20 protein-coding genes are annotated in these 18,605 nt (G+C 33.3%); 2 read left to right on the forward strand and 18 right to left on the reverse strand.

Features of this window, described 5'->3' with window-relative positions; translation table 11 throughout:
* Nucleotides 1–145: 145 nt before the first annotated feature.
* The 17 genes from BJS11_RS00005 to BJS11_RS00085 form a co-directional block, all read right to left on the reverse strand.
* A complete protein-coding gene (locus tag BJS11_RS00005) occupies nucleotides 146–1,414 on the reverse strand; it encodes a dihydrolipoamide acetyltransferase family protein (protein ID WP_069996017.1) in 1,269 nt (422 codons plus the stop codon).
* Between the two features lie 12 nt (nucleotides 1,415–1,426).
* Nucleotides 1,427–2,410, reverse strand: coding sequence for an alpha-ketoacid dehydrogenase subunit beta (locus BJS11_RS00010; RefSeq protein WP_069996016.1), 984 nt, complete (start codon nucleotides 2,408–2,410; stop codon nucleotides 1,427–1,429).
* Complete coding sequence (locus BJS11_RS00015) at nucleotides 2,403–3,401, reverse strand: thiamine pyrophosphate-dependent dehydrogenase E1 component subunit alpha (RefSeq protein WP_069996015.1); 999 nt, start codon at nucleotides 3,399–3,401, stop codon at nucleotides 2,403–2,405. Before BJS11_RS00015 ends, BJS11_RS00010 begins: the two co-directional genes overlap by 8 nt.
* A gap of 16 nt (nucleotides 3,402–3,417) precedes the next feature.
* Nucleotides 3,418–4,839, reverse strand: a complete 1,422-nt coding sequence (gene lpdA, locus BJS11_RS00020) for a dihydrolipoyl dehydrogenase (protein WP_069996014.1) — start codon at nucleotides 4,837–4,839, stop codon at nucleotides 3,418–3,420.
* A 10-nt stretch (nucleotides 4,840–4,849) separates the two neighbouring features.
* A complete protein-coding gene (gene buk / locus BJS11_RS00025; RefSeq protein ID WP_069996013.1) occupies nucleotides 4,850–5,911 on the reverse strand; it encodes a butyrate kinase in 1,062 nt (353 codons plus the stop codon).
* Between the two features lie 233 nt (nucleotides 5,912–6,144).
* A complete protein-coding gene (locus tag BJS11_RS00030) occupies nucleotides 6,145–7,041 on the reverse strand; it encodes a phosphate acyltransferase (RefSeq protein ID WP_069996012.1) in 897 nt (298 codons plus the stop codon).
* A gap of 70 nt (nucleotides 7,042–7,111) precedes the next feature.
* Entirely contained in the window at nucleotides 7,112–8,788 is a 1,677-nt protein-coding gene (gene recN, locus BJS11_RS00035; RefSeq protein WP_069996011.1) for a DNA repair protein RecN, read from the reverse strand.
* Nucleotides 8,789–8,809: 21 nt separating this feature from the next.
* Nucleotides 8,810–9,262, reverse strand: a complete 453-nt coding sequence (gene ahrC, locus BJS11_RS00040) for a transcriptional regulator AhrC/ArgR (RefSeq protein WP_069996010.1) — start codon at nucleotides 9,260–9,262, stop codon at nucleotides 8,810–8,812.
* A gap of 311 nt (nucleotides 9,263–9,573) precedes the next feature.
* Complete coding sequence (locus BJS11_RS00045; protein ID WP_069996009.1) at nucleotides 9,574–10,461, reverse strand: polyprenyl synthetase family protein; 888 nt, start codon at nucleotides 10,459–10,461, stop codon at nucleotides 9,574–9,576.
* Nucleotides 10,451–10,696, reverse strand: coding sequence for an exodeoxyribonuclease VII small subunit (locus BJS11_RS00050; RefSeq protein WP_069996008.1), 246 nt, complete (start codon nucleotides 10,694–10,696; stop codon nucleotides 10,451–10,453). The genes BJS11_RS00045 and BJS11_RS00050 overlap by 11 nt, the downstream gene beginning before the upstream one ends.
* Entirely contained in the window at nucleotides 10,686–12,032 is a 1,347-nt protein-coding gene (gene xseA / locus BJS11_RS00055) for an exodeoxyribonuclease VII large subunit (protein WP_069996007.1), read from the reverse strand. The genes BJS11_RS00050 and xseA overlap by 11 nt, the downstream gene beginning before the upstream one ends.
* A gap of 6 nt (nucleotides 12,033–12,038) precedes the next feature.
* A complete protein-coding gene (gene nusB / locus BJS11_RS00060) occupies nucleotides 12,039–12,434 on the reverse strand; it encodes a transcription antitermination factor NusB (RefSeq protein WP_069996006.1) in 396 nt (131 codons plus the stop codon).
* 97 nt (nucleotides 12,435–12,531) lie between these two features.
* On the reverse strand, nucleotides 12,532–12,894 hold the full coding sequence (locus tag BJS11_RS00065; RefSeq protein ID WP_069996005.1) for an Asp23/Gls24 family envelope stress response protein: 363 nt from the start codon (nucleotides 12,892–12,894) through the stop codon (nucleotides 12,532–12,534).
* Between the two features lie 12 nt (nucleotides 12,895–12,906).
* Complete coding sequence (gene accC, locus BJS11_RS00070; protein ID WP_069996004.1) at nucleotides 12,907–14,265, reverse strand: acetyl-CoA carboxylase biotin carboxylase subunit; 1,359 nt, start codon at nucleotides 14,263–14,265, stop codon at nucleotides 12,907–12,909.
* Nucleotides 14,265–14,738: an acetyl-CoA carboxylase biotin carboxyl carrier protein gene (gene accB / locus BJS11_RS00075; protein WP_069996003.1), complete on the reverse strand. Its 474-nt coding sequence runs from the start codon at nucleotides 14,736–14,738 to the stop codon at nucleotides 14,265–14,267. The genes accC and accB overlap by 1 nt, the downstream gene beginning before the upstream one ends.
* Nucleotides 14,739–14,971: 233 nt before the next feature.
* Nucleotides 14,972–15,529 carry an elongation factor P gene (gene efp / locus BJS11_RS00080; protein WP_069996002.1) on the reverse strand — a complete coding sequence of 186 codons (558 nt, stop codon included), beginning with the start codon at nucleotides 15,527–15,529 and terminating at the stop codon, nucleotides 14,972–14,974.
* 28 nt (nucleotides 15,530–15,557) lie between these two features.
* Nucleotides 15,558–16,616 carry a M24 family metallopeptidase gene (locus tag BJS11_RS00085; protein WP_069996001.1) on the reverse strand — a complete coding sequence of 353 codons (1,059 nt, stop codon included), beginning with the start codon at nucleotides 16,614–16,616 and terminating at the stop codon, nucleotides 15,558–15,560.
* Nucleotides 16,617–16,720: 104 nt separating this feature from the next.
* Here BJS11_RS00085 and BJS11_RS00090 point away from each other — a divergent pair, with 104 nt between their 5' ends.
* Both BJS11_RS00090 and BJS11_RS00095 read left to right on the forward strand, forming a co-directional pair.
* Nucleotides 16,721–17,311, forward strand: coding sequence for a hypothetical protein (locus BJS11_RS00090; protein ID WP_069996000.1), 591 nt, complete (start codon nucleotides 16,721–16,723; stop codon nucleotides 17,309–17,311).
* Between the two features lie 20 nt (nucleotides 17,312–17,331).
* Nucleotides 17,332–17,574 carry an SA1362 family protein gene (locus BJS11_RS00095; protein ID WP_069995999.1) on the forward strand — a complete coding sequence of 81 codons (243 nt, stop codon included), beginning with the start codon at nucleotides 17,332–17,334 and terminating at the stop codon, nucleotides 17,572–17,574.
* Nucleotides 17,575–17,654: 80 nt separating this feature from the next.
* On the opposite strand, the gene lipM is transcribed toward BJS11_RS00095, so the two are convergent.
* A complete protein-coding gene (gene lipM / locus BJS11_RS00100) occupies nucleotides 17,655–18,485 on the reverse strand; it encodes an octanoyltransferase LipM (RefSeq protein WP_069995998.1) in 831 nt (276 codons plus the stop codon).
* Between the last annotated feature and the right edge of the window lie 120 nt (nucleotides 18,486–18,605).

Raw genomic sequence — 18,605 nt, forward strand, 5'->3', positions numbered from 1 at the left:
TCTAGATTATTTGTCTCTGAACATAAAAAACACATCAAGCAACATTCAAAAGTTGCTTGATGCATCAAATATATTCATTTTTTATAGACCAACCGTTATTGACAAAGAGCCATATGTTCCGACCATCAGAATTACATGATTCAATTTAATAAATGCTTGTATGTTCAATTGAGTATTGCTCAATACGTGTTTTCACGAAATTCATAAAACGACCTGCTTGCAAGCCATCTAAAATTCGATGGTCTATAGAAATACAAAGGTTAACCATGTTACGAATTGCAATCATATCATCTATAACAACTGGTTTTTTGATGACGGATTCAATTTGTAAAATACCTGCTTGTGGGTGGTTAATGATACCCATTGATGATACAGAACCGAAAGTACCTGTATTATTCACTGTAAATGTGCCGCCCTGCATATCTTCTGTGCGTAATTTTTTATTACGTGCTTTATGTGCAAGTTCATTAATTTCACGTGCTATGCCTTTAATAGATTTTTCATCAGCATTTTTAATTACTGGTACATAAAGTTTGTCTTCATCTGCAACAGCGATAGAGATATTTACATCTTTATGCATCACAATTTCAGAATCTTGCCAACTACTGTTTAATAATGGATATGCTTTTAATCCTTCTGCAACAGCTTTAACAAAGAATGCAAAGAAGGTTAAATTATAGCCTTCACTTTCTTTAAAGCTTTGTTTGTGGTAATTACGCGTTTTTACTAAGTCTGTAGCATCAGCTTCTACCATCATCCATGCGTGTGGAATTTCATTTACACTATTTACCATATTTTGCGCAATTTGCTTACGCACACCGTTTACTGGAATAGCCGATCCAGGTGATGGTTCATTATAAGTAACCTGTTTAGATACTTTTGGTGTATCTTTAGGTGCTACAATCGTAGATGGTGTTTTGTTAGTACCCTCTTTAATTACTTTTTCGATATCTTTTTTAGTGACTCTACCTTCAAAACCTGTTCCGACAACTTGAGCTAAGTCAATTTGATGTTCGGATGCTAGCTTAAATACTACAGGTGAGTATCGACCATTATTTTTTGGCGCGTCATTTGTTGTGCTTGATTGTTCAAAAGTCGGTTCTTGTGACTGTTCAACTTGTTGTTTATTATTGTTGTCTTCACTTTCAGATTGGCTTGATTCAGTATCTTCTAAAGTAGCATCATCAGCGTCAAGTATACAAATCACTTCATCAATAGCAACAGTTGTTCCTTCTTCAACAACGATTTCGCGTATAGTACCTGCATATGATGAAGGTACCTCTGCAGTTACTTTATCCGTAATGACTTCACATAATGGGTCATACTCTTCAACTTTATCTCCTACTGAGACAAGCCATTGTTCGATTGTTCCTTCGTGTACACTTTCACCCAGTTTAGGCATTTTGATTTCCATTTTACTGCCTCCTTAAAATTCTGCGAGTTCACGCATTTTAATTTTTATCTTATCTGGATTTATCATAAATTCATCTTCAAGTGTCGGAGCAAATGGCATAGATGGAACATCAGGTCCAGCTAATCTCATAATTGGTGCATCTAAATCAAACAGACAATTTTCAGCTATAATGGCAGCAACTTCTGAAATCACACTACCTTCTAAATTATCTTCAGTAACTAAAAGCACTTTACCAGTTAATTTCGCTCTTTCAATAATTGTTTCTTTATCAAGTGGATAAACAGTTCGTAAATCCACCACTTCTACATTAATGCCATCTTCAGATAACATATCCGCTGCTTGAATACAGTAATTTACACAAAGTCCATATGTAAACACAGTGATATCATCACCTTCACGTTTTACGTCTGCTTTATCAATTGGTACGGTATAGTATTCTTCTGGCACTTCTTCTTTAAGTAAACGATATGCTTTTTTATGTTCAAAATATAAAACTGGATCATTTGATTCAATTGATGCAAGTAATAATCCTTTTGCATCATAAGGTGTAGATGGTATAACGACTCTTAGACCAGGTGTTGAAGCAAACACAGATTCAACACTTTGAGAATGGTAAAGCGCGCCATGAATACCACCGCCAAATGGTGAACGAATCGTAATAGGACAATGCCAATCATTATTAGAACGATATCTCATTTTAGCTGCTTCACTCATAATTTGATTTGTTGCAGGTAAAATATATTCAGCAAATTGAATTTCAGCCACAGGTCGTTTGCCAAGCATGGCAGCCCCAATACTTGTACCTACAATATTAGACTCGGCTAAAGGTGTATCTAACACACGAGCTTCACCGTATTTTTGTTGTAATCCCAAGGTAACGCCAAATACGCCACCTTTTTTACCGACATCTTCACCTAATACGAATACGTCATCGTTTTTAGCCATGGCTTGGTCTAGTCCTTGTTTGATTGCATCTAAATAGCTTAATTTAGGCATTGTTTAAGCTCCCTTCTTCATAAACGTGAGTATAAGTTTCTTCTGGTGATGGATAAGGTGCTTTTTCAGCTTCTTTAGTAGCTTTGTTAACAAGTTCTTTATGCTCACTTTCAATAGCTTCTAACCATTGTTCATCAATGATCCCTTCTTCAAGGAGAAAAGTTTTGAACTTAAGATTACAGTCTAAAGATTTTAATGCATCTCGTTCGTCTTGTGTTCGGTATTTATCGTCATCATCTGAAGAATGTGCTGTCATTCTAGTACACATTGCTTCAATTAATGTGGCACCCTCACCATTTAATGCGCGAGTTCTTGCTTCTTTCATCGCTTTATACATTGCGATTGGATCATTGCCATCGACATGTTCGCCGTGCATGCCATAGCCAATAGCACGATCTGAAAGTTTTTCTGCGCCATATTGTAATTCGTTTGGTACTGATATAGCATATTTATTATTTTCGATTACACAGATAAAAGGAAGATCATGTACACCAGCAAAGTTTAAGCCCTCGTGAAAATCGCCTTGGTTAGAACTACCTTCACCAACAGTTGCCATTGCAATATTTGGTTTGTTATCCATTTTTAAGGCGAGTGCTGCACCGACCGCATGTAATATTTGTGTACCAACAGGTGAACTTTGAGATAATATGCCTTTTTCGCGTTTACTAAAATGAGAAGGCATTTGTTTCCCACCAGAATTGATATCATCGCGTTTACCAAAAGCTGCCAACATTGAGTCTAATGGCGTCATACCCATATATGTTACAAATGCTAAATCTCTATAATATGGTGATGAAATATCGCCTTCCGCCATTGCATAGGCCATACCTATTTGTGTTGCTTCTTGTCCCTGGCAACTGATGACAAAGGGTATTTTACCAGCACGGTTCAATAGCCACATTCGTTCATCAATTTTACGACCTAAATCCATCCATTTGTACATTGTTTTTAAGTCAGACGCTTCTAGTCCAACTGATTTATAATCAAACATCTTATTTCCTCCTTAATTAAACGTGAATCGCTCGACCTTCAACTTTTAAGCCTAATTCCATCAATACTTCTGACAGTGATGGATGTGCATGTGTTGTTAAGCCAAGTTCTAAACTAGAACCATTCATAAATTGTAGTAGAGATACTTCATTGATTAATTCAGTTACATGGGGACCTATCATATTGAATCCAAGTATCTCTTCATTATCTTGATCGATGACGACTTCACAAAAGCCGTTTTGGTTTGTTATATTTTCGATAACAGCTTTACCAATAGCTTTAAATGGGACTTTATATGACTTGGCATTTTTATTTTCGGCTTTAGCTTGTTCTTGGTTTACGCCAATGCTCGCTACTTCAGGATGTGTGTATACACATTTAGGCATTTTCATATAATCAACAGGTATAGGTGATTGATCGAACATGTGTTCAATAGCGTTGATGCCTTCTTTAGTACCGACATGTGCAAGCTGTAATTGCCCTATGCAATCTCCTGCAGCGTATATATGTTTATCTTCAGTTTGTTGATACTCATTGACAATTATATGATTAGATGGTGTGCATTTAATCTTCGTATTGTTTAACCCGATATCATCAGTATTTGGTTTACGTCCGATAGAAACTAAAGCTTTATCAAATTCTAATTGTTCTTCATTTAGCTCAATTGTTATTTTTTCATTTTCGATAGCAATTTGGTCTTCTGAAAGTTGTGTATTTTCATAAAATATTGTCCCACGATTTGTTAATTCTTTTTTTAATTGAGTAGCAATTGATTTACTTTCAGTAGGTAAAATATGTGAACTAGCTTCTATTACAGTTACTTCTACACCAAAATCTGTCAATAGAGAAGCAAATTCTAAACCTATAACACCCCCACCTATAATGACTAATGAGTTTGGTAGCTGCTCTAGTTTTAATATATCGTCACTAGATAGAACTATCTCGTGATCAAATGGTAAGAATGGTAGTGACATTGGTCTTGAACCAGTAGCTATAAGTACATTATTATTTGGAATAAGTTCTGATTCACCGTTTTCAAATTCCACGGAAATTGTGCCACTTTGAGGTGAAAATATGGAAGGACCTAATATACGTCCGATTCCATTATAGACATCAATTTTATTATGTTCCATGAGATGGGACACGCCACTGTACATTTGATTAACTATGTCATTTTTACGCTCTTGAATACGTGAAAAATTCAATTTAAACGCATCTATATCTACACCATAATCTTTAGCATTTGAAACTGTGCGCGAGACTTCAGCAGATTTTAATAAAGCTTTGGTAGGTATACATCCTTTATGTAAACACGTACCGCCTAAGAGTGACTTTTCTACAAGTGCTACTTTTTTTCCTAATTGTGAAGCTCTAATTGCAGATACATAACCTGCAGTTCCACCACCTAAAATTACTAAATCATATTTTTCTTCTGCCATTTTTTTGCTCCTAACTATAAGCCTTAACTAATTCATTTCCATTTAAAACTGCGGTTGTTCTAAGGGCCAAAGCATCCATTTCTTTTTCTCCGGGATATACAATTACAGGTGCAATCCAATCAACATAAGATTGAATTTGATTATTGATGTGTGCATTATAACTCAAGCCACCAGTTAATATGATTTGATCGATATTGCCTTGCAAAGTAACTGCTCTTTCACCGATTGATTTTCCCACCTGATACGCCAGAGCATCAAATGCTAGTTTAACTTTGGAATCTGTATCATACATTTTTGACAATTGTACTAGGTCATTTGTTTTAAACATGCTAATGAAACCACCTTCTTTGCTCAAAAAGTGATTCATTTCTGTCGGTGTAAAATTATGTTGATAACCAAATTGATACAGCTGATCATTTGGAATGGAACCGCTACGTTCAGGGCTAAACGGTCCCTCGCCGAGCAAGCCATCGTTAACATCTATTACATTTCCTTTTTTGTGTGCGCCTATTGTTATGCCACCACCCATATGTGCGACGATTACATTGACTTCTGAATAACGTTTGTTTATGGAATTCGCGTACATATGTGCTACAGCTTTTTGATTTAATGCGTGAAATACACTACGACGTTCAATACCTTCAATTCCAGTTAGTCTTGCAATAGAAATCATTTCATCGACAACAACTGGATCTACTGTAAATGCTGGAATTTTATAAAGCTGTGCAATTTCATATCCAATAATACCACTCAGATTGGAAGCATGTACACCATATTTACAGATTTTGAGGTCGTGATACATTTTATCGTTAACGTCATATACGCCTCCGGGAATAGGTTTCAGCAAGCCGCCTCTACATGCGATGGCGTCTATTTGGTTAAAATTCATGTTCATCGTATGATTGATAAAATGTTCAATCTCTTTTTTTCGAGGTGCTTTTTGATCAATTAACGATAGTGATGTGATTTGTAACTGATGTCTAATTGTTTCACTACGTACACCAACGCCGTCATCATAGATTGCGACTTTCGATGATGTACTACCTAGGTTTAACACTAATATTCGAGCCATTTTGACACCTTCTTTTAACATAAAACATTTATCTAGTGACTGATTTATGAAATTAAATGATATGCTTTTAAAATAGTTTAGAACTAAGTACCAATATTAAGCTTGTACATTAAGTTTCAATTTTTTAATAAACAAATTATAATATCCTATTTCATTTTACATCAACTAGACGGATTATAAAATTAATAACCTATTCTACTTATTAGTCAGTCATTGAATTAAATTTATATTCACTAATTTAAAACCTTCAATCCGAGAAATAATGAGTCAAGTTTATTTTGTTTTGTATCAGCTCTAGAGGTTAATACTATTGGGAATTTAGCACCCAATACTAAGCTAGCCACACTTGCGTTACCGAAATAGGTAAATGATTTATACAGTGCATTACCAACATCGATATGTGATACCAATAATCCATCGACATCACCAGCGACTGACGATTTTATATTTTTCTTTATGACACTTTCCATACTTATCGCATTATCAAATGCTAAAGGCCCATCTACATATAGAAAATTTGATGAATGACGATTGAAACTATTTTTTAATTTTTCGGCATCTAGTGATGATTGTATTTTACGTGTAGGATGTTCTACAGATGATAGGATTCCCATTTTAAATTGTTCATATCCTAACGATTGCGCAAAATTAGCAACGTTATAAATGATTTGTTTCTTTTCCTCAACGGATGGATTAATATTTAATGCAACATCACTAAGCATGAGCGTTTTATGATATTTAGGTATATTAAAACAAGCTACGTGATTTAAGAAACCATGTTTACCAATAAATGATTTGTTACTTAATACAAATGACAACAAAGTCGATGACATCATGTTACCTTTCATAAGCAGATGTACTTTGCCTGTCGCTAAATCCTTTGAACACTGTTGAAATAATTCATGTTCTGAATTACTTAAAACGATATGAATTCTATTTAATAACTGAGCATCTATATCAAAAGATCTAATAATCTCAGTTGGGTCTTCAGTATCATATAAAAAGACCTCAATATTCGTAATTTCAAGTGCTTCAACAACCACAGATAACATTTTTTCGTCGTTTGCAAATAATATCGCGACATTCCCAGTTAAAGATTTTGATGGTTTAATTAAATGTTGATATTGCACCAAAAATCAACACCTTTCATATATAATTCATCCTAAAATGACGTTCTATATAACACTTTTAATTCAATTATTATGTTTGTTGATTTTGCTCAATCATTTCTTTAGCGTTTTGACGGGAGAGTTCTGTTACACTCGCTCCAGAAATCATTCGTGCAATTTCATCGACACGGTCATCCCCTGAAAGCTCCTGCACATGTGTTGTTGTGCGATCATCCTTTGAATTTTTACTGATATATAAATGATGATCACTCATGGTTGCAACTTGTGGTAAATGTGAAATACAAATCACTTGAATATAAGTTGCTAAATCTTTCATTTTTTCAGCCATTTTTTGCGCTGCTTGACCAGATACACCTGAGTCTACTTCATCAAATAGAATTGCCGTTTGACCTCTTGTTTTAACAAATATTGTTTTGAGCGCTAGCATAATTCTGGATAACTCACCACCTGAAGCAATTTTATTCAAGCTTTTGAGTGGTTCTCCTTTATTAGGGCTGATTAAAAATTCTACAAATTCAATACCTTCGCGATTGGGCTTCTCTAACGGTTTGAAAGAAATTTCTAAATTAGCATCTTTCATTTGCAAGTTTTGAATTTCTTCAACGATATGATTTCGTAGTTTTTGAGCTACAGTCCGTCGTTCTTTAGATAGTTTTGTACCTAATTGCATGACTTTATCATATAAATCATCAATTTCTTTCCTTAATTGGGAGGTACTCTCTTCATAATTTTCAATTTTGTTTATTTCATCGTCTAATTTAGTTTGATAGACAATGAGTTCATTTATGTCTTTGCCATATTTTCTCTTAAGGTCATTGAGTAAATTCATTCTAGATTCAAGTTCATTTAAATATTGTTCGTCAAATTCTGTATTTGTTAATTCATCATAGAGTTGATGCTTCGCGTCTTCTAATGTGTAATAGAATTGATCGACTTCTTCTTTAAGTGTGTCATATTTTTCTGGCAAAATATGACTGATTGCTTGTAACTGATTGCTTAATTCATACAACCTGTCTGTGATTGCATGTTCATCGGTTAACGTTAAATGTGCATTATTAAGGGCTAAACTAAGGTTTTCTGAATTTTGAATACGCTTAATATCTGATTCAAGTTGTTTTACTTCACCTTCAACTAATTTAGCTTCTTGTAATTCTTCGTATTGGAATTTAAGTAAATCTAAGCGCTGTAACAAAGCTTGGTCTGCTGATTCTAAATCCTGTAATTCTTTTCTTTTAGCATTGTATTGATCGTAAGTAGACACATAATCATTGAGTAAATTGCTGTATGTATCTTCAGCATAATTATCAAGTAATTGGAGATGGTATTTCTGTTTGAGCAAAGTTTGTGTCTCATGTTGCCCGTGAATATCTAATAATTCTTGCATAATTTTACGTAAGTCTTGGAGTGTGACAATTTGGTTGTTCACTCTGCACAAACTCTTGCCTGTACTAAAGATTTCGCGTTTAACTAATAAGAAATCTTCATCTATATCAATATCTAATGCTTCTAAAATTGACATAGCTTCTTTACTTTCATCTATATCAAAGATGCCTTCGATAACCGCTTTCTTCTCACCATGTCTCACATAATTTGATGATGCACGCATGCCTATAAGTTGGCCAATTGCATCGATAATAATAGACTTACCTGCGCCAGTTTCACCGCTCAGTACTGTAAGTCCATCACCGAAATGAACCTCAAGTTCATCAATAATAGCAAATTGTTTAATAGATAACGTTTGAAGCATTCGTTATACACTTCCTTATAATTATAATAAATTGAAGATACGTGCTTTGATTTTTTCGCTTGCTGAATCATCACGACAAATGATTAAACAAGTGTCATCACCACAAATTGTTCCTAGCACTTCTTCCCAATCTATTTGATCTAAAATCGCACCGATTGATTGTGCATTGCCTGGTAGTGTTTTGAGTACTAATAAATTGCCTGTACCATCAATATTCACAAATGAATCCATTAAATAACGACCTAATTTTTCCAATGGATGATATTTTCTATCGTTTGGCAAACTATAAACATATTGGCCGGTAGGCGTAGGTACTTTTATCAATTGTAATTCTTTAATATCTCTGGAAACAGTTGCTTGTGTAACGTTTAATTCATATTCATTTAAACGTTTTACTAACTCATCTTGTGTCTCTATTTTTTCATTAGAAATTATTTCTCGTATTTTAATATGTCTTATTGATTTTTTAGCCATGGATAGCACCTCTATAAACGAATATTTATACATTTATCTTAACACATGCTATGAAATAGCTCTAGCGAAGTATGATTGTAATTTTACTTAACAAAACCATAACTATGGCTTTTTTTGAGAGATTTTTTAATGATATAACTACTTGAAAGTTTCATTAGGTATAATATATAAATGGAACTCATGTTTTCCGATGAATAATTATTAAATATTTGCAAAACGAAAAAACAGGCAAAGACATAGTTAGAATTGTCTTTGCCTGTCTATATATTTAGTTTATACGTATCTTTAAATCTACAAATTACTTTAATTATCTAAGATTCACGATTATTGAATAATTCTATGATATAAACCAAGTTGTCAGTATTATAACAATCAGGAAGTTGTTTTAAATCTTCATATGCTGCATCAGTATGATATTTCATTTTATCTTCAGCACCTTGTTGACCAAGTAAAGAAACATATGTGCTTTTATCATTTTCTATATCACTACCTACTGATTTACCTAATTTTGCTTCGTCACCATAGACATCCAACAAATCATCCTTGATTTGAAACATGAGGCCTAAATGTTCACTGTAACTTTCTAACTTTTCAGCAACATACTTTTCTGGATTTGCAATATCGACAGCTGCCATGACAGCAAATTTTAAAAGTGCTCCTGTTTTGGCATTATGAATTTGTTCTAATGTTTGAATATCAACAGAAGTTCCTTCACCTTCACTTTGCATATCAAGTGTTTGACCACCTACCATACCTAAATGGCCACTTGCAAAGGATAGTCGTTGTATTAACTTGATTTTGGCAGAATTCTCTAGCTTGTCATCATTAACAATAATATCAAATGCTTTAGTTAAAAGTGCATCACCTGCAAGGATAGCTTTCCATTCACCGAAAACTTTGTGATTAGTTAATTTACCTCTTCTATAATCATCATTATCCATTGGTGGTAAATCATCGTGAATTAAAGAATAGGTATGTATCATTTCTAATCCTAATGCAGCAGAAATGCCCTTTTCATATTCATTAGAAAGCATTTCAAGTGTCAAAAGTAACAATACCGGACGAATACGTTTACCGCCAGCTTCTAAAGAATAACGCATACTGTCTTCTAAGTTTGTATTTAGTGAAGATTCTGGAATTGATTTGCTTAATAATTGATTAATTTCGTCAGCTAACTGATTCATTTTATTATTTGTCATCACTATTTACCTTCTCTGTATCACCATTTTGATTAGTGTTTTCTTCAGACATTAGTTCATTCACTTTCTTTTCAGCATCTTTTAATGTTTCATCGCATGTTGCAGATAGTTTCATACCACGTTGGTATAAATTTAAAGATTCTTCCAATGAAACATTTTCGTTATCTAGTTTTTGAACAATAGTCTCTAGTTCTTTCATCATATCTTCGAAACTTTGCGTATTATTATTCGTCATCATTACACCTAACTTTCTTAACTTGTGCATCAACAAGACCATCTTTCATTGTTAACACAATATTATCATTTTCTGATAAATCTTTAGTACTTGTAATTACAGAATCTTTCTTACTTATAATTGAATAACCACGTAACATCGTATTGGTTGGACTTAAATTATTAAGATTTTCCAATTTTCTAGTAAGATTCTGCTTTTGATTTGTAATAAAATTATGAATGACCTTAGTTAGTTCATCACGCTTCTGCTGATTCATTAACTGATTTCTATTTATATCTTGCCTAAAGGCTTTTAAATTAAACTTGTTATTTAATAATGTTAACTGTTGCTGATGATTTTTTATCATCATACTGGCAGAAAAATTAAGTTGTTTTTCCAAATCATCACGTTTTTGTATTTGTTGATCATATAGTAATGTTGGTGTTTGAAATTTATAGTAAGAAGCTACATGTTCTAAGTGCTTACGTTGTTGTTGCATATGTTGTTTGATAAAACGAGTCAATGATAGTTTGGTTTGTTGAATATATTGTCTGATTTCGTATTGATCTGGTGTTGCCATCATAGCTGCTTGTGTTGGTGTAGCAGCACGAACATCAGCGACAAAATCACTTAGTGTAAAATCCGTTTCATGCCCAACAGCTGAGATTATTGGCGTATTACAATGATATATCGCTTTAACGACATCTTCTTCGTTAAAATTCCACAAATCTTCGATTGAACCGCCGCCACGCCCAATAATAATCGTATCAACACCTAGTGTGTCTGCCTGTGCTATTTTTTCAATAATGTCTTGTTTTGCTTGTGTACCTTGGACAAGCGTGTTGATTTGAATTTGTTCAGCTAGTGGATACCTACTGTTTATCGTAGTATGGATATCACGAATGGCTGCGCCCGTACCAGCAGTTAAAACAGCAATCTTTTTAGGAAATTTAGGAATTAGTTTTTTATGGTTTTGATCAAAAAAGCCTTCCTTAGTTAATTTCTTTTTTAGTTGTTCTAGCTTTTGATACAAGTTTCCAACACCATCAATATGCATCTTATTAACATATATTTGATAATTACCACGTCGTTCATACACTGATACACGTGCTTCTAATAGTACCTCGTCGCCTTCTTTAGGATCGAAATCAATTTTTGCAGCACTACCTTTAAACATCATCGCACTAATCACACTATTTTTATCTTTTACATTAAAGTAAAGGTGTCCACTACTATGTTTTTTAAAATTGGAGAGTTCACCCTTGATTAGCACCGACTGTAAGTGCGGATCTTGATCAAATTTATATTTGATATATTTGGTTAATGTTGTAACACTTAAATATTGTGGTTCTGCCATAATTTATCACTCTTCTATTTCAATATTGCTCAATACACCATTGATGAATTTAAAATGATCGTCATCGCTGAATTGTTTTGCTAATTCAACAGCTTCATTAATAATAACTTTTTGTGGTGTTGAACTATGTAACAATTCAAAAGTAGACATTCTTAGAATAATTCTGTCAGATTTTAGTAATCTAGATAAAGTCCAATCTTTTAAATGTGGTTGAATTTTTGTATCTAATACGGATTCGTGATCTTTAACGCCAGTCACTAACCAGTTTATAAAATCGAATTCTAAATCAGGATTATCATCTTTTATAAAACTGATTGCTTCTTCAATTGTTAATTCACTATTCTTCATTTCTAGTTGAAATAGAGTTTGGAAAGCTTGTGTTCTGGATTCTTTTCGACTCATTATAAACTCCCTCAAGCATATTTGATTTGTAAATCTTCCGCGAAAAAGTGAAGCATGGTTTTTCGCGGTATAGATTTTTAAATTTGCTTATCAATTTTTATTTTGTTGGTTCTATATGTGTTATATGGATATTAATCTGAGTAGGTTCAATAGTAGTCATTGTTGTAAGTGAATTGAAAATGGCTTGTTGAACCTTTTTCGCTGTTTCTGAAATATTGACACCGTAAGCTAGTGAGCAAAATACGTCAATGTAAATGCCATCGTCTTTCGTATCAACTTTAACGCCTCTTGTTAATTGCTTCTTACTTATATGTTCAATGCTAACATTTCGCAACTCTTTAAAGTGGCCTTGAATCCCTTTAATCTCAGATGTAGCGATGCTTGCAATGACAGTTAGTACCTCAGGTGCAATTTCAATTTTGCCTAAATTGGAATGTGATGTTTCAGTGACCTTGACCATTTCACATACCTCCTATTTAGATTCTTCGTCCATAATGTTATACGTTTCTAAGAATTTCGTATTGAATTCTCCGCTTCTAAAAATATCATTATTTAATAATCGTATATGGAATGGAATAGTTGTATCAATTCCAAGTACGAGAAATTCTCCTAGTGCTCTTAATCCAGTCATTACTGCTTCATCCCTAGTTGGCTCATGTACAATGAGTTTAGCAACCATAGAATCGTAATATGGAGGGATTGTATAGTTAGTATAACATGCAGATTCAATTCTTACGCCAAATCCACCTGGAGCTAAATATTGTGTGATTTGACCAGGAGAAGGCATGAAGTTTTTAAATGGATTTTCTGCATTAATCCTAAATTCCATAGCATGACCTTCAATTTTAATATCTTTTTGCTTAAATGGTAGTTTTTCACCCATAGCAATTTTTAGTTGTAATTTCACTAAATCAACACCAGTTACCATTTCTGTTACAGGGTGTTCTACTTGAATACGTGTATTCATTTCCATAAAGTAAAACTCATTTGAATCTAAGTCATAAATGAACTCTATAGTGCCTGCATTTTCATAATTAACAGCTTTAGCAGCCCTAACAGCTGCATTTCCCATTTCCTTACGCTTAGACTCAGTAAGTATTGGTGAAGGTGCTTCTTCAACAAGTTTTTGCATTCGACGTTGAATCGTACAGTCACGTTCACCTAGATGTATTACGTTACCGTAGCTGTCTCCGATGATTTGGATTTCAATATGTCTAAAATTCTCGATGAATTTTTCCAAATACAATCCACCATTACCAAAGGCAGTCTCAGCTTCTTGTTGGGTCATTTTAAAGCCTGTTTCTAATTCTTTTTCATCACGTGCTACTCTAATGCCTTTACCGCCGCCACCAGCAGTTGCTTTTATGATAACTGGATATCCAATTTTGTTCGCAATTTTCTTGGCATCATTAATGTCTTGGACTAAACCTTCACTACCAGGTACTACCGGAACTTCTGCACGCTTCATTTCTTCTTTAGCTACATCTTTGATACCCATTTTTTGTATTGATTCATAGCTAGGTCCAATAAACTTTAATTGGCAAGCTTCACATAGTTCTGCAAAATCACCATTTTCAGCTAAAAAACCATAACCTGGGTGAATACCATCGCATCCTGTTGATGTTGCAATTGATAAGATATTTGGGATATTTAAATAAGAATCTTTGGATTGTGTTGGGCCAACGCAATATGCTTCATCAGCAATTTGAGTATGTAGTGCGTCTTTATCTCCTTCAGAGTATATTGCCACAGTTTGTAATCCAAGATCATGACAAGCACGAATAATTCTTACTGCAATTTCCCCACGATTTGCGATTAAAATTTTATTCATTATTTCACCTTAAATAACGGTTGGCCATACTCTACCATTTGACCGTCTTCTACTAATATTTCGACAATTTCACCTGTTACTTCCGCTTGGATTTCATTAAACAATTTCATAGCTTCTAAAATACAAACTGTTGATTCGTTAGTAACGGAATCTCCGACTTGGACATACGCACTTTCCTCTGGAGACGGTGATTTATAAAAAGTTCCAACCATTGGTGCGTTAATCGTTTGTAAATTATCATCAATTGATACAGAAGATGTATCTTCACCTGCATTATTTGGTGTTGGTGCTTGTGAAACACCTTGTTGCGGTGCAAACTGTTGCATTGGTTGTTGTGATATTTGAGGTGTGATAATTTCAGTTTCTTTTTCTTTCTTTAAGTTAACAACATTACCTTTATCTTCAATATTGATTTCAGTCAAACTAGATTGGTCAAGAATCTCGATTAATTCTTTGATTTCTTTAAAATTCATAAATACTGACTCCTTCAGATTGTTTTCATTTACCTTGTTTATTTTACTTTAGTGATATGCTCAATTCAAGCATATACACACTTTCTATAATAAACGGGTTTTTATTTATCATATTCTTATAATTTTTCTGTAATTTGAAAAGCTTTGTTAAAAACGAAAAACCTCTCCAATACATTACACAATTGGAAAGGTTTAATCAAATGTATTTTTAAAATAAAATACAAAGTAAAATGTTACGCTCTTGAGATGTAGCTTCCATCACCTGTATTTATTACAAGTGTGTCACCTTCATTTACGAATAAAGGAACATTTAATGTGTAGCCTGTTTCAACTGTCGCTGACTTAGTTGCACCGGTAGCAGTATCGCCTTTGATACCTGGTTCTGTTTCAGTAACAGTAAGCTCAACAGTTTTTGGTAATTCAACACCTAACGTTTCGTTTTCATAAGTTTGAATTTGAACTTCCATATTAGCTTTTAAGAAGTTAAGTTCATACTTCAAATAATCAGCAGCTAATTCAGTTTGCTCAAAAGTTTGATTATCCATAAAGACATGAACATCGCCATCAGCATATAAATATTGCATACGACGATTTTCAATCATAGCTGTTTCTACTTTTTCGCCGCCTCTGAATGTTTTTTCTTGAATTGCACCCGTTCTTAAATTACGTAATTTAGAACGAACAAATGCAGATCCTTTTCCTGGTTTTACATGTTGGAAATCTAAAACTTTCCAAATACCATTATCTACAGAAATTGTTAAGCCTGTTTTAAAATCATTAACCGAAATCATTCAGTTTCCTCCTCAAATATAAGGTCTTCTATAAAATAATAAGGTTTTTAGGCGATTTAGTAAAGCATTCACAACCATTTTCTTTAATTAAAATGTCATCTTCTATCCGAACGCCACCTAAACCATCTAAATAAATGCCGGGTTCAATTGTAACACAATTATTGACCTCTAATTCAGCATCAGAATTTTTTGAGAGATTCGGTCCTTCATGCACGTTTAATCCTATTCCATGACCCAAAGAATGACCAAATGCATCTCCATATCCTTGTTCAGTTATATAATCTCTTGCAATTGCATCGAGCGCCTTCCCATTAATTCCTTTTTTCGCAGCAGCTATTCCTTTTTGGTTTGCTTCTAATACGATGTTATAAATTTCTTTCAACTTAGGTTCTGGTTCCCCGATGGCAAATGTGCGTGTAATATCGGAACTATATCCTTTGTAGTATGCACCAAAATCAAGTGTGATTAATTCACCTGTCTGAATGACTTTATCACTAGCTACGCCATGAGGTAGTGCTCCACGAGTGCCAGAAGCCACAATAGTATCAAATGAAGTACCTTCTGCACCAAGCTCTAACATTTTACTTTCTAATTTGGCTTTTAGTTGCAACTCTGTCATACCTTCTTTTGCAACAGTTAATATATATTCAAATGTTTCGTCAACAATTTCTGCAGCCTTTTGGATTAACGCTATTTCATTATCATCTTTAACTTCACGTATTTTTTCTATTAATCCAGAAATACTAATTAAACTAATATATGATTTACTTAATTGTAAATATGTATCATAACTCACTAAATTACCTTCAAATCCAACATTTTGTACATTTAATTTTTTCAATTCTTGTTTTACATAATCTATTAAATTCCCTTGTTGTTTGATAATTTTAAATTTAGGTGCTTGCTCAGTCGCTTGTTCTATATATCTAAAGTCTGTGATTAATAAATTATCCGCTTTGGTAATAATAAGTGCGCCGCTTGTTCCAGTGAAACCTGATAAATATCTTCTGTTAAAATCAGTTAAAACAACTATTGCATCTAAATGTTTAGCTTCTAAGACAGCATTTAATTTTTCAATTCTAGTCATTTCTAATCCTCCCATGCGATTAATTTGTGCATTTTCAATTTATACATTAAAATGATAGCATAATTATTGTATAAATTTATAGTTTTTGAATTAGGAGATATTAAATGAAGAAAAAATTTCTGGTTATTTTAGGTGCTTCGTGTTTACTTGCTGGATGTGGAAGTCAAAACTTAGGACCCTTAGAAGAAAAGACGACGCATCTCCGAGATGAGAATCATAAATTAAAGAGTAATATACAAGATTTGAAACAGGGTATTAGTAAAGAGAAAAATAATATTGCTGCTTTAGAAAAAGACAAAAAAAATATTGGTAAGGCGAAAAATAATAAAAAGAAAGTAAGCAATTTAAAAGCTTCGTCTAAATACTATCAAGACATTGCTAAAGCCATAGATGCCTATAATGGTATTGAAAGTACCGTCACAAAAAATAAAGGTAATAAGAAAACTCAAGAAAAATTAACTAACATTACCAATGATGTAGACACAGCATTTACTACATATAAAAATGACATCGACAAGGCTAAAATGAGTGATGACGATCAAGAAAAGAACAAAAATATCACCAAGTTAAATAAAGATTTAAGTTCTGCAATGCGTGATATTCGAGAAGGTTATTCCTCCAAAAACAAGAAAAAAATACAAAAAGGACAAAATGCATTGTCAACAATCAGCATAAACAATAATCAAAGTAAGTAATCGCATGGGAGTGTTTTAAAGTGAAGCAAGTTTTATTTTATTTCGTCATCTTGATAGCTATCATAGGCTTAGTACTAAACCTAGATGCATTTATATTTAGTTTTGTCAGAATGGCAATCAGTTTTATAATCTTTGCAGGTATCATTTATGCAATCTATTATTTCTTTTTCCTTACTGAAGATCAACGTAAATATAAACGTGCGCAACGTAAATATAAACGTGCGCAACGTAAATATAAACGTCAAAATAGAAAGCGTAAATAGTAAAAATATAAAAAGGTGCAGACATTATTTGAAAAAATGTCTGCACCTTTTTAGTAAAGTAATGGTATTTTTATAGAATTTTATTTACGATAATTCCATTCATCTGATTTATATTTTTCGACTAATTCTAGCACTTCTTGTTGTTGTTGTTCAGTTAATTCTAAAGGCTTGAAGTCGATATTTAACCCTTTTTTAAAACCAATTTCAAATGCTTCTTCCATTTCTTCGATTGTAATATGGCGATTAGATATATCGTTAATTGCAACTGCTTTTTCTACGAACGCTTGTTTCATTTTATCTTTCAGTCTTTCATTTTTAAAAATAAACATATCGAATAAATCATCAATATCTACATCTTGTAACAATGAACCATGTTGTAGGATGACTCCTTTTTGACGAACTTGTGCACTACCTGCAATTTTGCGACCTTCTACTACTAATTCATACCAACTTGGTGCATCGAAGCAAACTGAACTACGTGGTTGTTTAAGTTTCTCTCTTTCTTCTTTAGATCGAGGGATAGCAAATGATGCATCAAATCCTAAATATTTAAAACCTTCTAACAAACCTTCAGAGATTACTCTGTATGCTTCAGTAACAGTAGAAGGCATGTTAGGATGTGATTCAGGTACAATAACACTATATGTGAGCTCTTTGTCGTGTAAGACACCTCTACCGCCAGTTTGGCGCCGTACTAAACCATAATCTTTTTCTTTCACTTTGGCTATATCTATTTCTTTAGTCAATCTTTGAAAGTATCCTATAGACAATGTTGCAGGATCCCACGTATAAAATCTGATGACAGGATCTATTTCACCTCTAGCAACAAAATTCAGTAAAGCTTCATCAAATGCCATATTATAATATGGATCTTTACTACCTGTATTTATAAAATTCCATCTTTCTGTCACTTTCAAAACTCCAATCGCTAAATTAAAATTGTGATAACTTAGAAACTATGTTATCGTTTTCAATAATTGTATTAGTTTGTCAGCGCAACGTTATTTTAATAAAAAAATTTTGATAAATTG

It is taken from the genome of Staphylococcus caeli (assembly GCF_900097965.1).
GTDB classification, from domain to species: domain Bacteria; phylum Bacillota; class Bacilli; order Staphylococcales; family Staphylococcaceae; genus Staphylococcus; species Staphylococcus caeli.

Coding starts and splice junctions, on each gene's coding strand:
- BJS11_RS00005 (WP_069996017.1), bottom strand. CDS start 1,414: ATGGAAATCAAAATGCCTAAACTGGGTGAAAGTGTACACGAAGGAACA.
- BJS11_RS00015 (WP_069996015.1), bottom strand. CDS start 3,401: ATGTTTGATTATAAATCAGTTGGACTAGAAGCGTCTGACTTAAAAACA.
- lpdA (WP_069996014.1), bottom strand. CDS start 4,839: ATGGCAGAAGAAAAATATGATTTAGTAATTTTAGGTGGTGGAACTGCA.
- efp (WP_069996002.1), bottom strand. CDS start 15,529: ATGATTTCGGTTAATGATTTTAAAACAGGCTTAACAATTTCTGTAGAT.
- accB (WP_069996003.1), bottom strand. CDS start 14,738: ATGAATTTTAAAGAAATCAAAGAATTAATCGAGATTCTTGACCAATCT.
- BJS11_RS00085 (WP_069996001.1), bottom strand. CDS start 16,616: ATGACTAGAATTGAAAAATTAAATGCTGTCTTAGAAGCTAAACATTTA.
- BJS11_RS00045 (WP_069996009.1), bottom strand. CDS start 10,461: ATGACAAATAATAAAATGAATCAGTTAGCTGACGAAATTAATCAATTA.
- ahrC (WP_069996010.1), bottom strand. CDS start 9,262: ATGGCTAAAAAATCAATAAGACATATTAAAATACGAGAAATAATTTCT.
- xseA (WP_069996007.1), bottom strand. CDS start 12,032: ATGGCAGAACCACAATATTTAAGTGTTACAACATTAACCAAATATATC.
- BJS11_RS00050 (WP_069996008.1), bottom strand. CDS start 10,696: ATGACGAATAATAATACGCAAAGTTTCGAAGATATGATGAAAGAACTA.
- accC (WP_069996004.1), bottom strand. CDS start 14,265: ATGAATAAAATTTTAATCGCAAATCGTGGGGAAATTGCAGTAAGAATT.
- BJS11_RS00090 (WP_069996000.1), top strand. CDS start 16,721: ATGAAGAAAAAATTTCTGGTTATTTTAGGTGCTTCGTGTTTACTTGCT.
- nusB (WP_069996006.1), bottom strand. CDS start 12,434: ATGAGTCGAAAAGAATCCAGAACACAAGCTTTCCAAACTCTATTTCAA.
- BJS11_RS00065 (WP_069996005.1), bottom strand. CDS start 12,894: ATGGTCAAGGTCACTGAAACATCACATTCCAATTTAGGCAAAATTGAA.
- recN (WP_069996011.1), bottom strand. CDS start 8,788: ATGCTTCAAACGTTATCTATTAAACAATTTGCTATTATTGATGAACTT.
- BJS11_RS00010 (WP_069996016.1), bottom strand. CDS start 2,410: ATGCCTAAATTAAGCTATTTAGATGCAATCAAACAAGGACTAGACCAA.
- buk (WP_069996013.1), bottom strand. CDS start 5,911: ATGGCTCGAATATTAGTGTTAAACCTAGGTAGTACATCATCGAAAGTC.